The 16,967-nt window shown below is 73.3% G+C and carries 15 protein-coding genes; 9 read left to right on the top strand and 6 right to left on the bottom strand.

The genetic code is table 11. The features are described 5' to 3' along the window. The first annotated feature begins 160 nt into the window (after positions 1–160). Together ACTOQ2_RS23660 and ACTOQ2_RS23655 are read left to right on the top strand one after the other, a co-directional pair. Positions 161–1,000 (top strand): metallophosphoesterase family protein, encoded by an 840-nt coding sequence (locus tag ACTOQ2_RS23660; protein ID WP_440102235.1) that lies wholly within the window; start codon positions 161–163, stop codon positions 998–1,000. Beyond that, positions 997–1,674 (top strand): 4'-phosphopantetheinyl transferase family protein, encoded by a 678-nt coding sequence (locus ACTOQ2_RS23655; protein WP_440102233.1) that lies wholly within the window; start codon positions 997–999, stop codon positions 1,672–1,674. The genes ACTOQ2_RS23660 and ACTOQ2_RS23655 overlap by 4 nt, the downstream gene beginning before the upstream one ends. On the opposite strand, the gene ACTOQ2_RS23650 is transcribed toward ACTOQ2_RS23655, so the two are convergent. Both ACTOQ2_RS23650 and ACTOQ2_RS23645 read right to left on the bottom strand, forming a co-directional pair. Further along, a complete protein-coding gene (locus ACTOQ2_RS23650; protein ID WP_440102231.1) occupies positions 1,659–2,303 on the bottom strand; it encodes a response regulator transcription factor in 645 nt (214 codons plus the stop codon). The genes ACTOQ2_RS23655 and ACTOQ2_RS23650 overlap by 16 nt on opposite strands. Positions 2,304–2,314: 11 nt before the next feature. Further along, positions 2,315–4,114 (bottom strand): sensor histidine kinase, encoded by a 1,800-nt coding sequence (locus ACTOQ2_RS23645; protein WP_440102229.1) that lies wholly within the window; start codon positions 4,112–4,114, stop codon positions 2,315–2,317. Here ACTOQ2_RS23645 and ACTOQ2_RS23640 point away from each other — a divergent pair. Continuing rightward, entirely contained in the window at positions 4,101–5,477 is a 1,377-nt protein-coding gene (locus tag ACTOQ2_RS23640) for an alpha/beta fold hydrolase (RefSeq protein WP_440102227.1), read from the top strand. The genes ACTOQ2_RS23645 and ACTOQ2_RS23640 overlap by 14 nt on opposite strands. A 162-nt stretch (positions 5,478–5,639) precedes the next feature. On the opposite strand, the gene ACTOQ2_RS23635 is transcribed toward ACTOQ2_RS23640, so the two are convergent. Beyond that, complete coding sequence (locus ACTOQ2_RS23635; RefSeq protein ID WP_440070341.1) at positions 5,640–6,299, bottom strand: LuxR C-terminal-related transcriptional regulator; 660 nt, start codon at positions 6,297–6,299, stop codon at positions 5,640–5,642. 7 nt (positions 6,300–6,306) lie between these two features. Next, positions 6,307–7,047 carry a helix-turn-helix domain-containing protein gene (locus ACTOQ2_RS23630; RefSeq protein WP_440070340.1) on the bottom strand — a complete coding sequence of 247 codons (741 nt, stop codon included), beginning with the start codon at positions 7,045–7,047 and terminating at the stop codon, positions 6,307–6,309. Positions 7,048–7,173: 126 nt separating this feature from the next. Here ACTOQ2_RS23630 and ACTOQ2_RS23625 point away from each other — a divergent pair, with 126 nt between their 5' ends. From ACTOQ2_RS23625 to ACTOQ2_RS23600, 6 genes are all read left to right on the top strand, one after another. After that, complete coding sequence (locus ACTOQ2_RS23625; protein WP_440102225.1) at positions 7,174–8,673, top strand: lyase family protein; 1,500 nt, start codon at positions 7,174–7,176, stop codon at positions 8,671–8,673. Then, positions 8,670–9,578, top strand: a complete 909-nt coding sequence (locus ACTOQ2_RS23620; protein WP_440070338.1) for a GHMP family kinase ATP-binding protein — start codon at positions 8,670–8,672, stop codon at positions 9,576–9,578. Before ACTOQ2_RS23625 ends, ACTOQ2_RS23620 begins: the two co-directional genes overlap by 4 nt. Next, positions 9,575–10,606 carry a PLP-dependent cysteine synthase family protein gene (locus ACTOQ2_RS23615; RefSeq protein ID WP_440102223.1) on the top strand — a complete coding sequence of 344 codons (1,032 nt, stop codon included), beginning with the start codon at positions 9,575–9,577 and terminating at the stop codon, positions 10,604–10,606. The genes ACTOQ2_RS23620 and ACTOQ2_RS23615 overlap by 4 nt, the downstream gene beginning before the upstream one ends. Further along, positions 10,603–11,961 (top strand): ATP-grasp domain-containing protein, encoded by a 1,359-nt coding sequence (locus ACTOQ2_RS23610; RefSeq protein WP_440102221.1) that lies wholly within the window; start codon positions 10,603–10,605, stop codon positions 11,959–11,961. The genes ACTOQ2_RS23615 and ACTOQ2_RS23610 overlap by 4 nt, the downstream gene beginning before the upstream one ends. Before the next feature lie 139 nt (positions 11,962–12,100). After that, positions 12,101–13,198 carry a GntG family PLP-dependent aldolase gene (locus ACTOQ2_RS23605; protein ID WP_440102219.1) on the top strand — a complete coding sequence of 366 codons (1,098 nt, stop codon included), beginning with the start codon at positions 12,101–12,103 and terminating at the stop codon, positions 13,196–13,198. A 23-nt stretch (positions 13,199–13,221) separates the two neighbouring features. Continuing rightward, positions 13,222–14,649, top strand: a complete 1,428-nt coding sequence (locus ACTOQ2_RS23600; RefSeq protein WP_440102217.1) for an MFS transporter — start codon at positions 13,222–13,224, stop codon at positions 14,647–14,649. Between the two features lie 95 nt (positions 14,650–14,744). On the opposite strand, the gene ACTOQ2_RS23595 is transcribed toward ACTOQ2_RS23600, so the two are convergent. After that, on the bottom strand, positions 14,745–15,848 hold the full coding sequence (locus tag ACTOQ2_RS23595) for a lytic polysaccharide monooxygenase auxiliary activity family 9 protein (protein WP_440102216.1): 1,104 nt from the start codon (positions 15,846–15,848) through the stop codon (positions 14,745–14,747). A gap of 329 nt (positions 15,849–16,177) precedes the next feature. Continuing rightward, positions 16,178–16,651, bottom strand: a complete 474-nt coding sequence (locus ACTOQ2_RS23590) for a hypothetical protein (protein ID WP_440102214.1) — start codon at positions 16,649–16,651, stop codon at positions 16,178–16,180. Positions 16,652–16,967: the final 316 nt, after the last annotated feature.

Genomic DNA, 16,967 nt, shown 5'->3' with positions numbered 1-16,967 from the left:
GGCGATCACGAGTTCGTGACCGCGCCCGGGAAGCGGGCGAGACGGAGGCGGCGGTGCTTGGGAACGTGGAAACGAACGAGGGGACGGCGGGGGCCCTCACGCCGCCGGCGCGCGGCCTGCGGCCCGCTCCGGCCACCGGTTCCGCGGGGACGGGCCGCGCATGACGTCACTGCTGGCCATCAGCGACCTGCACATCGGCTACCAGGAGAACCGGAGCATCGTCGAGGAGCTGCGGCCCACCTCCGCCTCCGACTGGCTGCTGGTCGCCGGGGACGTCTCCGAGAAGGTCTCCGACGTCGAATGGGCCCTGGGGCTGCTCGCCGGACGGTTCGAGAAGGTGGTGTGGGCGCCCGGCAACCACGAGCTGTGGACCCATCCCGGCGACCCCGTCCAGCTGCGTGGCGAGGAGCGCTACCGGCACCTGGTCGAGATGTGCCGGAACCTGGGGGTGGCGACGCCGGAGGATCCCTACCTCACCTGGACCGGCCCCGGCGGCCCGGTCACCGTCGCCCCGCTGTTCGTGCTGTACGACTACACCTTCCGCATGCCCGGCGTCGCGACGAAGGAGGAGGCGCTCGCCATCGCGTACGACAAGGGTGTGGTCTGCACCGACGAGATGCTGCTCCACCCCGACCCGTACCCGACCCGGGACGCCTGGTGCGACGCCAGGATCGCCGAGACCGAACGGCGCCTGGAGGCCAGGCCGCCCGGGGTTCCGACGGTGCTGGTCAACCACTATCCTCTGGTGCGCGAGCCCACCCTGGTCCTGTACCATCCGGAGTTCGCGATCTGGTGCGGCACCGAGCGCACCGCCGACTGGCACCTGCGCTTCGACGCCGCCACGGTCGTCTACGGCCACCTGCACATCCCCCGGACCACCTGGCACGACGGTGTCCGCTTCGAGGAGGTCTCCTTGGGTTATCCCCGCGAGTGGCGTCCCAGGCCCACCGCGCCCGGCCAGCTGCGGCGCATCCTGCCCGCCCCCAGGCCCGTCGCATGATCGAGAAGATCCTGCCGTCGTGGGTGGCGAGCTCGGAGTGCTTCGAGGACCCGCCGGACGTCGTGCTGTTCCCCGAGGAGGAGGCGGCCGTCGCCCGCGCGGTGGACAAGCGGCGCCGCGAGTTCGGCACCGCGCGCCACTGCGCCCGCCGGGCCCTGGCCGATCTGGGACTGCCCCCGGCGCCGATCCTGCCCGGCGAGCGCGGCGCCCCCGGGTGGCCTGCGGGTGTGGTGGGCGCCATCACCCACTGCGCCGGATACCGTGCGGCGGCCGTCTCCCTCGAGGCGCTGGCCGTCGGCATCGACGCGGAGCCTCACGAGCCGCTCCCCGACGGCGTCCTGCCCGCGGTCTCGCTGCCCGAGGAGCGGGCCGCCATCGCGGAGCTCGACGACGGCGTGCACTGGGGCCGGCTGCTGTTCAGCGCCAAGGAGAGCGTCTACAAGGCGTGGTTCCCGCTGGCCAGGCGCTGGCTCGGCTTCGAGGAGGCCCACCTCACCTTCTCCCCCTCCGGGACGTTCACCGCCAGCCTCCTCGTCCCGGGCCCCCGGGTGGAGGGCCGGGAGCTGACCGGCTTCACGGGCCGCTGGCTGGTGTCCGACGGCCTGGTCGTGACCGCCATCGCCGTGCCGGGGAAGCCCACGCCGCCCCCGGCGGGAGGTCAGGACTCCAGGTAGCGCAGCACGGCGAGCACGCGGCGGTGGTCGCTCTGCGACGGCGGCAGCCCGAGCTTGGTGAAGATGTGCGTGACGTGCTTCTCCACCGACCCGTACGACAGGAACAGGGCCTCGGCGATCGCGCCGTTGGACCGTCCGTCGGCCATCATGACGAGCACCTCGCGCTCCCGAGGGGTGAGGGTGTCGAGGGTGTCGGCGCGCCTGCCGGTCGCCATCATCCGGGTGACGACCTCCGGGTCCAGCACGGTCTCGCCCGCGGCGATCCGGGAGAGCGCGGCCAGGAAGTCGCCGACGTCGGCGACCCGCTCCTTCAGCAGGTAGCCCACCCCTCGCGAGTCCTCGGCGAGGAGCAGGGTCGCCGAGCGTGTCTCCACGTACTGGGAGAAGACCAGCACCCCGATGCCGGGGTGGTCGCGGCGGATGTCGATCGCGGCGCGCAGGCCCTCGTCGGTGTGGGTCGGCGGCATGCGCACGTCCACCACGGCGACGTCCGGCCGGTGCTCGTCCACCGCGGCGCGCAGCGCGGTCCCGTCGCCCACGGCCGCGGGGACCTCGTGTCCCCGTGTGGTGAGCAGCAGGGTGAGCCCGGCTCTGAGCACTGCGGAGTCCTCGGCGACGACGACGCGCATGCGATCTCCGTTCAGGTGGGGAGCGGCACCTCCACGGTGACCACGGTAGGCCCTCCGGGAGGGCTGTCGATCTCCAGCCGCCCGTCCACGACGCCCACCCGGGCCATCAGCCCCGGCAGTCCCGTCCCGGCGCCCACCGAGGCGCCGCCCGTCCCGTCGTCGCCGACGTGCAGCCGCAGCAGGCCGCCACCTCCCCCCACCTCGACGATCGCCCGCCGCGCGCCGCTGTGCTTGACCACGTTGGCGAGCAGCTCGGCGGTGCAGAAGTAGACGATCGCCTCCACTGCGGCGGAGGGGCGGCGGGGCAGGTCGACGCGGAGGTCGACGGGCAGCGTGAAGCGCGTGACGAGCATGGCGAGCGCGGCCTCCAGCCCCTGGTCCAGGACGGGCGGGTAGATGCCGTGGATCAGCAGGCGCAGGTCGGCGATGATCTCCTTGGCGTCGCGGTGGGCGGCGTCCACCAGGTCGCGCGCCTGCCGGAGCCGGTCCTCCCCCGGGGAGGCGGCGAGCTCGTCCTTCGCCATGCCCAGGCTCATCGCCAGCGCCACGAGGCGGGCCTGCGGTCCGTCGTGCAGGTCGCGCTCGATCCGGCGCAGGGTCGCGGTCGCGTCCTCAGCCATCCGGGCCCTCGTCTCCTCCAGGTGACCGATCCTGGCCGAGATCCTGGTCGGGCCGAGCAGGGTGCGCGCGAGGAACCGTTCGGGCAGCAGCGCGGCCCGCAGCGCCAGGGGCGCCGGCGCGAGCAGCGCCAGACCGGCCACGCCCACCAGCAGGACGCCCGGCCAGGTGTCGGTGTGCGGGCCCCAGGCACCGGTGTACCCCGCCGCCCAGCGGACGGGATAGGAGAGCAGCCACAGGCCGCCACCCCAGAATCCGGCGGCGACGCCGAGGGCGAGCAGCGCGGTCAGCGGCTTGACCAGCAGGTAGGCGGCCGCCCGCCACCCCACTCCGTCGCCGAGCGCCGACACGAACCAGCCGATCGGCCCGGGTCCCGGCCGGAAGGGGGCGGGGGCGGGCGTCCGGACGTCCAGCAGCAGGCGGGCCAGGCCGAGGTGGACGGCCCCCAGGTACCGGGCTCCCCGGACCGTGACGGCCAGCATCGGGAGGCCGACGATCGCCGTCGACCACAACGCGGTCAGCAGCATGGCGAGGACGAGGACCAGACCGATGGCGGCGAGCGGCAACCCGGCCAGTGCGTAGCCCAGCTCGCGCCAGACCCGCCCCGGCTTCCGCCTCGTTCCCCGGCCCGATCCCTGGCCCGGTCTCTGCCCCGGTTCCAGGCCTGGTCTCGGTTGCAGGTCCGGTCCCGGTTCCGGGTTTGTTCTCGGCTCCAGGTCTGGTCCCGGTTCCGGCAGCGGGCCTGGCGGAGGCGGGGACGACGCGGCCGGGGGTGGAGGGCCGGAGGGAGGACGGCTCATTCCTTCAGCGTGCCGCACCACGCTCCCGCCCGACATCTGGCGGGCCTGTGGGGGATATCCCGAGGTTTCCCGGCGGACGTCCCCGTGGTCTCCGGCGGGCGGGTTCGCGACGGTGGAGGGGAGCCGGCGTTCGGGAGCCGGCGGGAGACGACCGTACGGCGCGCCAACCGCCGTCCAGACGAAGGAGCCACGGATGTACGGGAAGATCGGATCGTTGTTCACCGGACTGCTGGCGGCATCGGCGCTGCTCGTCCCGGCGGGAGCGCCCTCGCCCGCGTCGTCACCCACGCCGGCACCCTCGCCGTCGTCGGCGCCCTCACCCGCGACGGGGTCCGCGCGGGCTCCGGCCTCCGCGTCGTCGCCGGGGGCGGTTTCGCGGGTGAAGCGGCTCACGTGGAAGGCGTGTGCGGGCGAGAACCTCCCGGAGGGGATCCGGTGCGCCACCGTCACGGTGCCGGTGGACTGGAGGAGGCCGCGCGGGCGGAAGCTCACCCTGGACCTGGCACGGCTTCCCGCCACCGATCCGGCGAACCGGATCGGGAGTGTGCTGCAGGTGCCGGGAGGCCCCGGGGCCGAGGGGGTGGAGGACCTGAAGGATTCGGCGCCCGGCCTCACCGAGCTACGCCGCCGCTTCGACCTCGTCGGCTACAACCCGCGCAACACCGGGCTCAGGGAGAGGCTGCCGGCGGTGTGCTGGGGGATGGGAACGCAGCTGCTGGAACCCCGCGACCGCGAGGAGTACCGGGCCCAGGTGGCGAGGGTGGAGACGGCGGCGCGCAAGTGCCGGGACGCCGACTCCAGCGGCCTGTTCGACAACCTCGACTCCCTGTCGGTGGCACGGGACATGGAGGCGGTCCGCGAGGCCCTGGGCGAGCGGCGGCTGAGCTTCATGGCCAACTCCTACGGAGGGGTGCCCGCCGCCGCGTACGCGCGCCTGTTCCCCGGGCGCATCCGGGCGATGTACCTCGACGGGGCGGCCGACCAGGTCAACGGGTGGGCCAAGGTGCACCTGGACAACGCCTCCATCGGCGAGCGGATGTTCGGGCGGTTCGTCGCCTGGTGCGCGGCCGACGGCGCCTGCGCGCTGCACGGGGAGGACGCGGGCGCGGTCTGGCGCGCCCTCATCGAGAAGCTCGACCGCTCCCCGATCCCGATCTCGTCCCCGGAGTTCGGCGAGGGGAAGCTGAGCGGGTGGCACCTGAGGCTGATGAGCTTCCAGGCGAACCCGGGCCCGGACAACGCCTGGTGGAAGGCCTTCGCCACGTCGGTGGACAAGCTCAGGAAGGGTGACGCCTCCGGTTTCGCGGAGTCCGTCAACGGCAACTCGCGGATCTGGGCGACGCCCGCCCTGCGGGCGATCACCTGCCCCGACGACCGCGGCTTCACCGGGTACGACCAGTTCCGCGACGTCTCCCGCCGGATGCGGGAGGCCTCCCCCCACCTGGGCGCCGCGCCGTTCGACATGCTGGGCTGCGCCGGCTGGCCGCGGCCCGTCGCCAACCCGTCCCGGCCGCTGCCGGTCCGCGGCCTGCCGCCGTTCCTGGGAGCCGGGTCCTGGACCGACCACACCATGACCGCGAGCCTGGCCGGGATGGTGCCCGGTTCGGTCACCGTCCAGTACGACGGTCCCGGGCACGTCCTGTACATGCCGGGCAACAACGGGCCCGCCAGCCGCTGCGTGATCGGCCACGCCACCCGCTACCTCGTCGACCTGACGCTCCCCGCCCCGGGAACCGTCTGCCGCCCCGGCGAGTGACGCCCCCGTCCTCGTCCCCCGATCTGCCGCGTGCCCCCCTTCGCCCCCGGTGGCGGAGGGGTTCGTGTCCCCCGAGGAGCGGTCCGGAGAAGCCGCTCGTGAGAAGCCGTTCGCAGGAAACCGGCCGGTCCGGCGCGGGGGCGCGGGCCGGCCCGGCGGGCGTCAGACGACGCCGGCCTTGTGCGCGAACACGGCCATCTGCAGGCGGTCGCGGAGGTTGAGCTTGCTGAGGAGGTTGGACACGTGGAACTTGACGGTCGCCTGGCTGACGTACAGCTTGCTCGCGATCTCGGTGTTGTTCAGCCCGTCGGCGACCAGGGCCAGCACCTCGTGCTCGCGTTCGGTGAGCGACTTGACGGCCTCGGGCGGCCGGTACGGGAGCCCGTTCTCGAAGCGGCTCAGGAAGCTGCTGGCGACCTGCGGCGCGAAGAACGCCTCCCCCCGCGCGATCGCCCTGATCGCCCCGACCAGCTCGTCCTGGGCGCTGGAGCGCAACAGGAAGCCGCGGGCCCCGGCGCGCACGGCGTCGAACATGGCCTCCGGGTGCTCGGTCAGGATGACGCTGCGCACCGAGCCCGCCAGCGGGTCGGCGCGGAGCCGCTCGGTGACCTGGACGCCGTCAAGGCCGGTGAGCCGCTCGTCGACGAGGGCCACGTCCGGCCGCAGGCCCCTGGCCTTGGACACCGCCTCGAACCCGTCTCCGGCGTCCCCCACGACGCGCAGCCCCGGTTCGGCGGCGAGGATCGAGCACAGTGCCGTGCGCAGCAGTCTCTCCGAGTAGCAGATCAGCACCCGGATGTCCGTTCCAACCCCGTTGTTCATCGGTGTCTCATCTCAGGCGCGCGAGCGCGATGTGCCGTGACGGGACGAGGTCGGTGAGCGGTTCCCTGCCGGTGACGACGACGCCGGTGAAGCCGAGGGCCAGCAGCGGCGGCACTCGGCCCGCCGTCAGCCCGTCGTCGGCGCGGGCGTCGTCGAGCAGGAGCAGGCAGCGCCCGCCCGAGACCGGGGACGTCATGCGGGCGATGCGGGCCGGCCGCACGGCGTCGCGCAGCTCGCGGGGGTCGCGCCGGTCGCGGCCCAGGTCGAGGAAGAGGACGTCCAGCCCCATCCGCTGGCGCAGCACCAGGGCACACTGGGTGGCGAGGGTGGTCTTGCCGACCCCCGCGGGGCCGGTGACGGTCACCAGCGCGGGCTCCCCGCCACCGGAGGCGACCGACAGCGTGTCCTCGACCTCCCGCAGCAGCGGGAGCCGGCTCAGCGCGACCGTACCGCTCACCGAGGGCAGCGCCCACTCCGCAGGCGGCGCCACGGCGGGGGCGCCGAGCGAGCGGGGCGGGGTGGCCTCGAAGGTGAGGCGGTCCTCTCCGGTCAGCTCCAGGGCGGCGGCCAGGCGGCGCACCGAGGTGCGGTGCGGGTAGCGGGTACGGCCCCGCTCCAGGTCGCGCAGCGTGCGCACGCTCAGGCGGGCGCGCTCCGCCAGTTCCTCCTGCGTCAGCCGCGCCTTGTCCCGATGGGTACGCAACAGCTGGGCGAATCCCAGGCTGTCGGACAGAAGTGCAGACCTCACGTGAGCCCTCCCGGTGACGATCAGATGCCGTCACCGTAGGAAAAGCCGATTATCGCCGGATATCGCCGCGATATCGCCGGTCATTCCGCCTGGTCACCCCGTACGGGCGCTGGCAGCGTGAGCCTCATGCTTCCGACAGGACGGATACGGCGGCCCCCGGCGCGGTTACTCGACGACGCGGTCCTGACCCAGCGGTTCGACTGGGAGATGCGCACCCTGCTCCGGCACTACCGGTGGATCGAGCTGACCCAGACCGGCGAGTACGCCCGGATGGGCCTGCTCGGCCACGATGCGGCGGAGCGGATCCGCCGGACGGTGCTGGACCTGACGCCCGAGCAGGTCGGCGCCGAGCGCGCCGCGGCCATGTCGGACCCGCTGTTCGCCCTGGAGAGGTGCGTCCAGGCACGCGTCCCCGAGGGCGCGCACGCCTGGCACGTCGACCGCAGCCGCAACGACGTCCAGGCGTGCGCGCAACTGATGCTCGGCAGGGAACGGCTGCTGGAGACGGCGGCGGCGGTGGGCGGGCTGGCCCGCGCCACGCTGGGGACCGCGGCCGGGCACACCGAGTCGGTCATGCCGGGCTACACCCAGCACCAGACCGCGCAGACGATGACCTTCGGCTTCTACCTGGCCGCGCTCGCCGAGGCGGCGACCGACGCCACCGAGTCGCTGCTCGCGCTGTTCGACACGGTCAACCTCTGCCCGCTGGGCGCCGGGGCGATGGCCGGGCTGGAGCTGCCGTGGGACCGGGAGCGGATCGCCGTCGCGCTGGGCTTCGACGGCCCGCAGCCGCACGCGCTCACCTCGGTCGCCTCCCGCGCCTGGGTGCTGCGCTCGGCCGGGGAGCTGTCGGTGCTCGGCACCACGCTGAGCCGGTTCCTGACCGACCTGATCTGGTGGAGCGGGTCGAGCTGCCGGTTCGTCGACCTGCCGGACGAGCTCGCCGGGATCTCCTCGGCGATGCCGCACAAGCGGAACTTCCCGATCCTGGAGCGGGCCCGCGGGATGACCGGCCACCTGGTCGGGCTCTCGTACGACATCATGATCGGGCAGCGCAACACCGGCTACACCAACCTGGTGGAGGTCTCCAAGGAGAGCACCCGCTTCCTGGAGGACCTCTTCTCGACCTGCGGCACGATGCTGGCGCTGTTCGAGCGGGTGGTCGCGAACGTGCGGTTCCACCCCGAGCGGGCGGGCCGGGTGGCGCGCGACGAGCTGACGGCCGCCTCGACCGTCGCCAACCACCTCACCCTCGAACACGGCGTGCCGGCCAGGAGCGCGCAGGTCGTCGTCGGCTCCTGGATCTCGGCCGCCATGGACCGGCTCGACCCGGCCGCCACCCTCACCCCCGACCTGCTCTCGGCACCGGATCTCGTCGCCGCGGGCGAGCGGTTCGGCTTCACCCTGGCCGTCGGGGAGACCGAGGTGCGCGGACTGCTGGACGCCGAGGCGAGCGTGTGGCGCAAGCGGACCGGCGGCTCGACCGGCCCCGAGCAGGTCCGTCTCCTCCTGGAGCAGACCGGCGACCGGCTGGCCGCCGCCGAGCGGGGGGCCGCGGAGCGGTCCGGGTGGCTGCGGGAGGCCTGGGAACACACCACCGGCACGAAGGCGGGCGATCTGTCATGACCATCCAGATGCCGATCGAGGAGACCGTCGCCGGCCGGGCCGGCGGGGTCGGGCGGGGGCGGGCCCCCGGCACGTTCGGCGAGCTCCTGCAGGGAATCCTGGGACCCGGTACGGACTTCCTGGTGACCTTCCCCGTCGACCTGTACGTGGAGGCCGTCTTCGAACCCGACCCGCAGCTGGACCAGGTGATCGTCTCGCCGCCGCACAAGAACAAGGCGCGGCGCCTGGCCACCGGGATCCTGTCGCGGTACGGGGTGCACACCGGCGGCTGGCTGATGCTCAACAGCGCGCTGCCGGAGGGCAAGGGCATGGCCAGCTCCACCGCCGACCTGGTCGCCACCGCGCGGGCGGTGGACTCGGCCTTCCGCCTGAAGCTCCCCAACCGGCTGCTGAAACAGATGATGGCCGAGATCGAGCCGTCCGACGGGGTGATGCACCCGGGGATCACCGCGTTCTTCCACCGGCAGGTGCGGCTGCACCGGCGCATGGGCGCGCTCCCCCAGCTGACCATCGCCGGGATCGACGACGGGGAGAGCGTCGACACCGTCGCCTTCAACCGGTCGAGGAAACCGATCCCCGCCCACTGGGCGGTGCGCTACGGCGAGCTCCTGGACGACCTCACGCGCGCCGTGCGCGACCACGACCTGGCGGCGGTCGGCAGGGTCGCCTCCGCCAGCGCGCGGCTGTTCCAGACCTTCAACCCCAAACCCCACCTGGCGGCGGTGGAGGAGATCTGCCGCGACGTGGGCGGGCTCGGCACGGTCGTCGGGCACAGCGGTACGTGCCTGGGGATCCTGCTGGCCCGGCACGACCCCGAGCACGGTCCCCGGCTGGCCCGCGCCCTCACGGAACTGGAGCGGTTGGGGCGGCCCCTCATCGTCTGTAGGAGCACGAGCCGGACATGACACTGAGAACCGACGCGATCGACGCCATCGGCCGAACCCCGCTGATGCGCCTGCGGGCGACCGGCGGGGCGACCGTCCACGCGAAGCTGGAGCTGGCCAACCCGTACGGGATGAAGGACCGCGTCGCCCGGCAGGCGATCCTGACCGCGAGGGCCGAGGGGGTCCTGGCCGACGGCGGCCTGATCGTGGAGAGCTCCTCCGGCACCCTGGCCATGGGGGTCGCCCTGGTCGGCACGTACCTCGGTCACGAGGTGCACATCGTCACCGACCCGCGGATCGACCCGATCACCATGGCCAAGCTGGAGGCGCTGGGCGCCACCCTGGACATCGTGCCCGCCATGACCGGCAACGGCTGGCAGAGCGCCAGGCTGGAGCGGCTGCAGGCCGTGATGACCGCCAACCCGGGCGCGTTCTGGCCCCGGCAGTACGACAACCCGGCCAATCCGGCCGCCTACGACCGCCTCGCCGAGGAGGTCGTCTCGGAGATCGGCCGGGTCGACGTGCTGGTGGGCGCGGTGGGCAGCGGCGGCTCGCTGTGCGGGACGGCGCGGGCCCTGCGGCGGACCAACCCCGCGCTGCGCGTGGTCGCCGTCGACGCGGTCGGCAGCGCCATCTTCGGCCAGCCCGACGTGCCCAGGCGGCTGCAGAGCGGGCTGGGCAACAGCCTGGTCCCGGCCAACGTGGACTTCTCGGTCATCGACGAGGTGCACTGGCTGTCGGACCGGGAGGCGTTCGCCGCGACGCTGGAGCTGGCCTCGTACGAGAAGGTGTTCGCGGGCAACAGCTCGGGGTCGGCCTACCAGGTGGCGCGCTGGCTCGCCTCGCGGCTCGACCCGGACGTCTCGGTGGTGGTGATCTTCCCGGACCGGGGCGACCGGTACGTGAACACGATCTACAGCGCCGAGTACCGGGCCGCGCACGGTCTGACCGACCTGCGCCCGCCGCTCGCCCCCGACCCGATCCAGCTCACCGACACCGCCGTGACCTGGTCCTACGCGACGCTGGGCCGGGCCCTGGAGTACGTATGAACCCGGCCCCGCCTCCGTCTCCGACCCCGGCCCCGTCTCCGGCCCCGGTCCTCGTCTTCGTCGAGTCCAACACCACCGGCTCGGGGATGCTCGCCTTCGCCAGGGCGGCGGCGCTGGGCTTCACCCCGGTGCTGGCCACCGACACCCCCTCGCGCTACAGCGGGCTCGCGGCCACCGGGGTGCGGGTCGTCACGTGCGCCACCGGCTCCCCCGACACCCTGGCCGCGGAGCTGTGCCACGCCCTGGGGGAGATCGCCGAGATCGCCGGGGTGACCACGACCAGCGAGTTCTACACCGCCGCGGTCGCCAGGGTCGCCGCCGACCTCGGGCTTCCCGGCAACCCGCCGGAGGCCGTCGCCGCCTGCAGGGACAAGGGGCGGATGCGCCGTACCCTGGCGGCGGCCAGGCTGCCCTCCCCCGCCTTCGAGCTGGTCGGCCCCGGCGACGACTTCGACTCGCGGATCGTGGTCGCGCTGTCGCGGATCGCCCTGCCGTGCGTCGTCAAGCCCGTCGACGACACCGGCTCGCTGAGCGTGGTGCTCTGCTCCACGCCCGGGGAGGTGGCCGCCCACTGCCGGCGGATCATCTCGGCCGGCGTCAACGTGCGGGGGCAGGCCACCGCGAGGACCGCGCTGATCGAGGGATACCTGGCGGGCCCGGAGTTCAGCGTCGAGACGGTCAGCTCCGGCGGGTTCCACCGGTGCGTCGGCATCACCGCCAAGCGGGTGACGTCGCCGCCGCACTTCGTGGAGCGCGGGCACGTCTTCCCCGCGCCGCTGCCCGCGGAGGAGGTCCGGGTGCTCACCGGAACCGCGCTGCGGGCGCTGGCCGCCGTCGGGATCACCCACGGCGCCACCCACATCGAGATGAAGCTCATCGACGGTCACGCGTACGTCGTGGAGATCAACGCCCGGCCCGCGGGCGGCATGATCCCCGAGGTCATCGCGCGGGCGTGCGGCTTCGACCTGCTCGACGCGCACCTGCGGGCCGCGGCCGACCTGGACCAGCTGCCGCTGCCCGACCGCTTCACCCCCGCCGGCATCGCCTTCCTGCTGGCGCCGGACGGCGCCGGGGGCGGACGGGGGAAGGTCACGCTGCGGGAGGTGGCCGGGGTGCAGGACGCGGGCTCCGTGCCGGGGGTCGACGCGGTGACGGTCACCGCGCCGCCGGGCTCGGAGGTGCGGCCGGCCCGCAGCAGCTACGACCGGCTCGGCTACGTGATCGCGCACGCGCCCGGCCACAGCGAGCTGTACGACGCGCTGGACACCGCGCTCGGGCACCTGCGGCCTGTCCTGCTCCGCGAGCTGCCGTCGATCGAGATCCCCCGGCAGGGGTATCGCATCTCACCCTCCTGACCGTCCCCCGCCCCCCTGCCGTCACCACCCTTCGGCGCCCGTCCCCCGCCCCGGGGCACCCACCCCCTCCTGCCGTCACCCCGTCCCCCTCACCGTCACCGCCCCTCCCGGAACCCCCGATTGGAATCCCATGACGAGCGTGCTGGACACACCCCACCTGGTCGCCGGAGAGAACGACGACGGCGGCGGCGAGATCGAGCTGCGCAGCGACACCTTCACGCTGCCGACCCCCGAGATGCTGGAGGCCGCCGCGAACGCGCCGCTGGGCGACGACGTCTACGGCGAGGACCCGACGGTGGCCAAGCTGGAACGGCTCGCCGCCAACCTGCTGGGCAAGGCCGCGGGCTGCCTGATGCCGAGCGGCACCATGGCCAACCTCGCGGCGCTGCTGGCGCACTGCCCGCGCGGCGGCAAGGCGATCGTCGGCCACGAGTCCGACCTGTACGTCTACGAGGCCGGAGGCGCGTCGATGTGCGGCGGCATCGTCTACGAGCCGCTCGCCAACCTGCCGGACGGGACGATCAGCCTGGAGGACATCGCCGAGGCGTGCACGGTCGACCGCACCGACCCGCAGATCGCGCCTCCGGCGCTGGTCAGCCTGGAGACACCGCAGAACCGGTGCGGCGGCCTGCCGCTCCAGCTGGACTACCTCGCCGAGGTGGCCCAGCTGACGCGCTCGCACGGGGTGGCGCTGCACCTGGACGGGGCGCGCATCTTCAACGCCTCGGTCGCGCTGGGCGTCACCCCCGCGGAGATCGCCTTCTACGCCGACACGGTGCAGATCTGCCTGTCGAAGGGCCTGTGCGCGCCGATCGGGTCGGTCCTGGTGGGCGATCGGGCGATCATCGCCCAGGCCAGGCGGATGCGGAAGATGCTCGGCGGCGGCATGCGGCAGGCCGGCATGATCGCCGCCTGCGGCATCATCGCCCTCACCGAGATGACCGGGAGGCTCGCCGAGGACCACGAGAAGGCCGCCCGCCTCGCCCGCGGGCTGTCGCGGCTGCCGGGCGTCCGGCTGAGCCCCGGCCCGCCGATCACGAACATGGTGTTCTTCCGCGTGCGCGACGAGCGCTACACCACCCGGTCGTTCATCGCGGCGGCCCGGCGCCGGGGTGTCCGGGTGGAGGAGCTGGGCCACGGGCGGATCCGCGCGGTGACCCACGCGGGGGTCGGCACCGACGCCGTCGACCGGGCGGTCAAGGTCTTCGCCGAACTGCTCGCCCCCAGCGGCCGATGAGAACCCGCCGGGGCGGAGGAACCATGAGAACGAGCGGGAGCGACGCGGCGGGGCGCACCTCACACAGTGCCGGGAACGCACCGGCGGAAAGGCCGGAGGCCGGGGAGAAACCCGAGAAGGCGGGGACGACGAGCGCAGCCGGGAGCCCGGAACGGGAGACGAGAGGGAACACCGCGGGGAGCCCGGAGCCCGAGACGGGAGGGAGCGCCGTCCCCGCCGGGCTGGGGCGCCCGTTCCACCACCTGTGGGCGGCGTCCGGCCTGTCGAACCTCGCCGACGGCGTGCTGCTCGTCGGCGTTCCCCTGCTGGCGATCTCCCTCACCCGCTCGCCGCTGCTGGTGTCGCTGGTCAGCGCCGCCACGACGCTGCCGTGGCTGCTGCTGGCCCTGCACGCGGGCGCGATCGCCGACCGCCACGACCGGCGCCGGATCATGATCCTGGCGGGCTGGTCGCGTGCGGCCGTACTGGCTGCGACGGCCGCCGCCGCGTGGTCCGGTGTGCTGACCCTGCCGGTGCTGGTGGCCGCGGTGCTGCTCGCCGGGGCCGCGGAGGTGTTCGCCGACACCTCCGCCCAGTCGGCGCTGCCGACGACCGTGGCCGGCGACCGGCTGGAGGCGGCCAACGGGCGGCTCGTCGCCACCCAGACGCTCGGCAACCACTTCCTCGGAGCCCCGCTCGCGGGCCTGCTGGTCGGCCTGGCCGGCATGGCCTCCACCGCCGTCTTCGGGACGGCCGCCCTGCTGTACGCGGGCGCCGCGCTCCTGCTGCTCGGCATGCGCGGCCGGTTCCGACCGGAGAGCGCACCGGCGCAGGCGCTGCGCGCCGACATCGCCGACGGCATGCGCCACCTGTGGGGACACCGCGCCCTGCGCGGCCTGGCCGCGTACTCCGGCGTGCTCAACCTGGCCTACGGCGCGTACTTCGCCGTCTTCGTGCTGTGGGTGGTCGGCGGCGGCTCCCGGGTGGGGCTCACCCCTGGCCAGTACGGCTTCCTGGCGGCCACGCTGGCGGCGGGAGCGGTGGCCGGGTCTGTGCTCGCCGGGCGGCTCACCCGGCTGGCCGGTGAGAACGGCGCTCTAGTGGGCGTCACGCTGCTCAACGGCCTCCTGCTGCTGGTGCCGCTGCTCGTGCCCTCCCCGCTCGCGGTCTTCCCCGCCGCCGCGGGCATCGGCGCGGCCAACGCCGTCACCAACGTCGTCTCCGTCTCGCTGCGCCAGCGGCTCATCCCCGACGGCCTGCTCGGGCGGGTGAACGCCACCTGCCGCCTGATCGGCATGGGCGCCATGCCGCTGGGCGCCGCGGCCGGCGGCCTGGTCGCCGCCCTCGCGGGCCTGCCCGCGGTCTTCTGGGCCGCCTGCGCGCTCTCCCTGCTCGGCGCCGCCCTGGTCCCGCGCGGCGGGGAGGCCGGGAGTCCGGTACGGGACCGCCTCGGGGCCGCGAACGGCGGGTGAGGACACCGAAACCGGCCCGCCACCGGGAGGTGGCGGGCCGGCGCGTGCGTGCCCGGAGGGAGGGGGTCAGGTCACCGTGCAGGTGAGGGTGGGAGTCAGGTCGCCGTGCAGGTGGGGGTGGGGGTGCCGCCGGTGCCGGAGGCGGTGAATCCGAAGGAGGCGGAGGCGCCGGCGCCCAGTGAACCGTTGTAGGCGACGTTGCGGGCGGTGACCGCGGACCCGCTGGTCGTCACGGTCGCGCTCCACGCCGAGTTGACCCTCTCACCGTTGGCGAAGGTCCAGTTCACCGTCCAGCCGGTGATCGCCCTGGAGCCGGCGGTCACGCTCACGTCGGCCTGGAAGCCGCCGGACCACTGGGAGGTGACGCGGTAGGTGGCCGAGCAGCCGCCCGGGCCCGGGGTCGGGGTGGGCGTGGGGGTCGGGGTGGGAGTCGGCGTGGGGGTCGGGGTCGGCGTGGGGGTCGGGTCGGGGTCCGTGCCGCCGGTGAAGTTGACGTCACTGCAGAAGTAGTACGACTGGTCGAGGTGGCTGGCCTGCCAGACCGTGTAGACGATGTGGTGGCCGCTACGGCCGGGCGCGTTCACCGGGATGGCCGTGCTGGTGCCGGTGGGCCTGCTGCCCAGCTGGTTGACGAGTTCCAGGTCACTCCACCTCAGCTGCTGGGTCTTGGGGTTGAAGCCCTGCTTGGTGACGTAGACGCGGATGTAGTCCGCGCCGTGCGAGGCCTGGTCCAGCAGGTTCATCGTGAACGAGGCGGGACGGTCCACGGTCTTCCACGCGCCCACCGTGTCCATGGAGTTGTAGCGGCCGCCCTCGGTCCGGCCGCCGCTGCACAGCTGCCCGTCGGGGATCGCGGCCTGGTGGTTGCCGCCGACGCCCTCGCGGAACAGCCCGTTCCAGTTCCACATCGCGTTGGGGTTGCTCTGCCAGGCCTGCCAGCACATGGGGTCCTGCTGGGCCATGGCCGGGTTCTGGAAGTCACCCCCCCAGCGCTCCCAGCAGCCGTAGTTGCGCGAGGGCGGATCGCTGATCGAGCCGTGCGCGGCGGCGGGGCCCGCCGTCACGGTGGTGAGCGCGAGCGCGGTCGCGACCGCGACCGCCGCCGCGACGACCATCCGCCAGATCGGGATCCGGTGGAGGGAGGCGACGCCGGGCGCGTGGGACTGGTCGCGCAGGAGTCGGAGCGTACGTGACCTCATCGGTGCAGGTCTCCTTTTCGAGTGCCGGGGGGGGGACGAGTCCTGGCGCGCCAAGTGAGGGCGGAGTCCTCACGCCAGAGGGTCCCCACCGTCGCCCAATCCGCATACGGGGGGCAACAGTGATCTACGGCTCCCGAAGGGAGACCGGCCTGGAGCTGGCCATACGCCACAAAACGTATGAAAGGTTCATTTCCGAATGATTTTCCCCGGGGGCAGCCTCCGGCGGAACTGACGTGCGACCCGCCGCATGGCCGTCCTCCCGGGGGCGTCACACCGCCCGGGCCGGGCCCGACCGGAGACGTGCGGTCTCGCGTGGGACATAACGAGATCTAGCTGAACGACACCGACCGCAGGCTGCAGTTGGTGAGCCATGGCCCGGGGGAGACCGGTGCCGCGGAGCAGGCCCAGCTCGCGGTGATGCCGGTCGTTCCAGCGGGAATGCCGGTGAGGTTGGCCGACCCGCTGAAGTCGCCGTACGGGTAGTGGCCGCTGCTGCACAGGGCCGTGACCCCCATGGACGTGGCCCCGTCGGGCAGCGTCTGGGTGAACTGGAACGCGTGCGTGGCGGGGACCGCGACCAGGCCGGGGGTCGCCGAGGGCGGCGAGGTGGAGAGCCGCACGTTCGAGGGATACCAGTCGCGAATGTCTCCGAAGTGGTTGGAACTGACGCAGTCCACTGTGGCATGCAGTACGGCGGTGGTCGCGGCGGCGGGCTGCGCGAGGCCCACGATGCCCAACGTGCCGGTGACGACCAGCGCGGATCCGAGCGCCAGCCCTCGACGAACCAGTGTCGCAGCGAACATCGCCGTTCCTCCTCAATGCCTCTGACATCGGCCACCGCGAATTCAGCATCCTTCGTACGGCACGGTCAACGGCCGAGCGATTTCAACAGAGCCACAACCATCACGGCGGCGATATCCCGAAGACCGAATCCATCGCCGGTCAATTCGGTGTTTTTCCGGGGAACGACCGCCGGGTAGAACTTACAACCAGCGGCGTTGACGCAATTCCTACGGATGCCGGACCGGAAGGCATATGCCTGATGTTTCGGTCTGCCGGTCGCGCGCCGCATCCGCCACCCTTGAAAGATTCATCGGGTCGGCATCCCGAGCACCGCGC

Source organism: Streptosporangium sp. H16, assembly GCF_051918855.1.
Lineage (GTDB): Bacteria > Actinomycetota > Actinomycetes > Streptosporangiales > Streptosporangiaceae > Streptosporangium.
This window is presented reverse-complemented; position numbering and strand designations above follow the sequence as displayed.

Bases quoted from the DNA above. Each gene is read 5' to 3' on its own strand.
- ACTOQ2_RS23660 (WP_440102235.1), top strand. From the start codon at position 161: ATGACGTCACTGCTGGCCATCAGCGACCTGCACATCGGCTACCAGGAG.
- ACTOQ2_RS23655 (WP_440102233.1), top strand. From the start codon at position 997: ATGATCGAGAAGATCCTGCCGTCGTGGGTGGCGAGCTCGGAGTGCTTC.
- ACTOQ2_RS23650 (WP_440102231.1), bottom strand. From the start codon at position 2,303: ATGCGCGTCGTCGTCGCCGAGGACTCCGCAGTGCTCAGAGCCGGGCTC.
- ACTOQ2_RS23635 (WP_440070341.1), bottom strand. From the start codon at position 6,299: ATGAACAACGGGGTTGGAACGGACATCCGGGTGCTGATCTGCTACTCG.
- ACTOQ2_RS23625 (WP_440102225.1), top strand. From the start codon at position 7,174: ATGCTTCCGACAGGACGGATACGGCGGCCCCCGGCGCGGTTACTCGAC.
- ACTOQ2_RS23620 (WP_440070338.1), top strand. From the start codon at position 8,670: ATGACCATCCAGATGCCGATCGAGGAGACCGTCGCCGGCCGGGCCGGC.
- ACTOQ2_RS23615 (WP_440102223.1), top strand. From the start codon at position 9,575: ATGACACTGAGAACCGACGCGATCGACGCCATCGGCCGAACCCCGCTG.
- ACTOQ2_RS23610 (WP_440102221.1), top strand. From the start codon at position 10,603: ATGAACCCGGCCCCGCCTCCGTCTCCGACCCCGGCCCCGTCTCCGGCC.
- ACTOQ2_RS23600 (WP_440102217.1), top strand. From the start codon at position 13,222: ATGAGAACGAGCGGGAGCGACGCGGCGGGGCGCACCTCACACAGTGCC.
- ACTOQ2_RS23595 (WP_440102216.1), bottom strand. From the start codon at position 15,848: ATGAGGTCACGTACGCTCCGACTCCTGCGCGACCAGTCCCACGCGCCC.
- ACTOQ2_RS23590 (WP_440102214.1), bottom strand. From the start codon at position 16,651: ATGTTCGCTGCGACACTGGTTCGTCGAGGGCTGGCGCTCGGATCCGCG.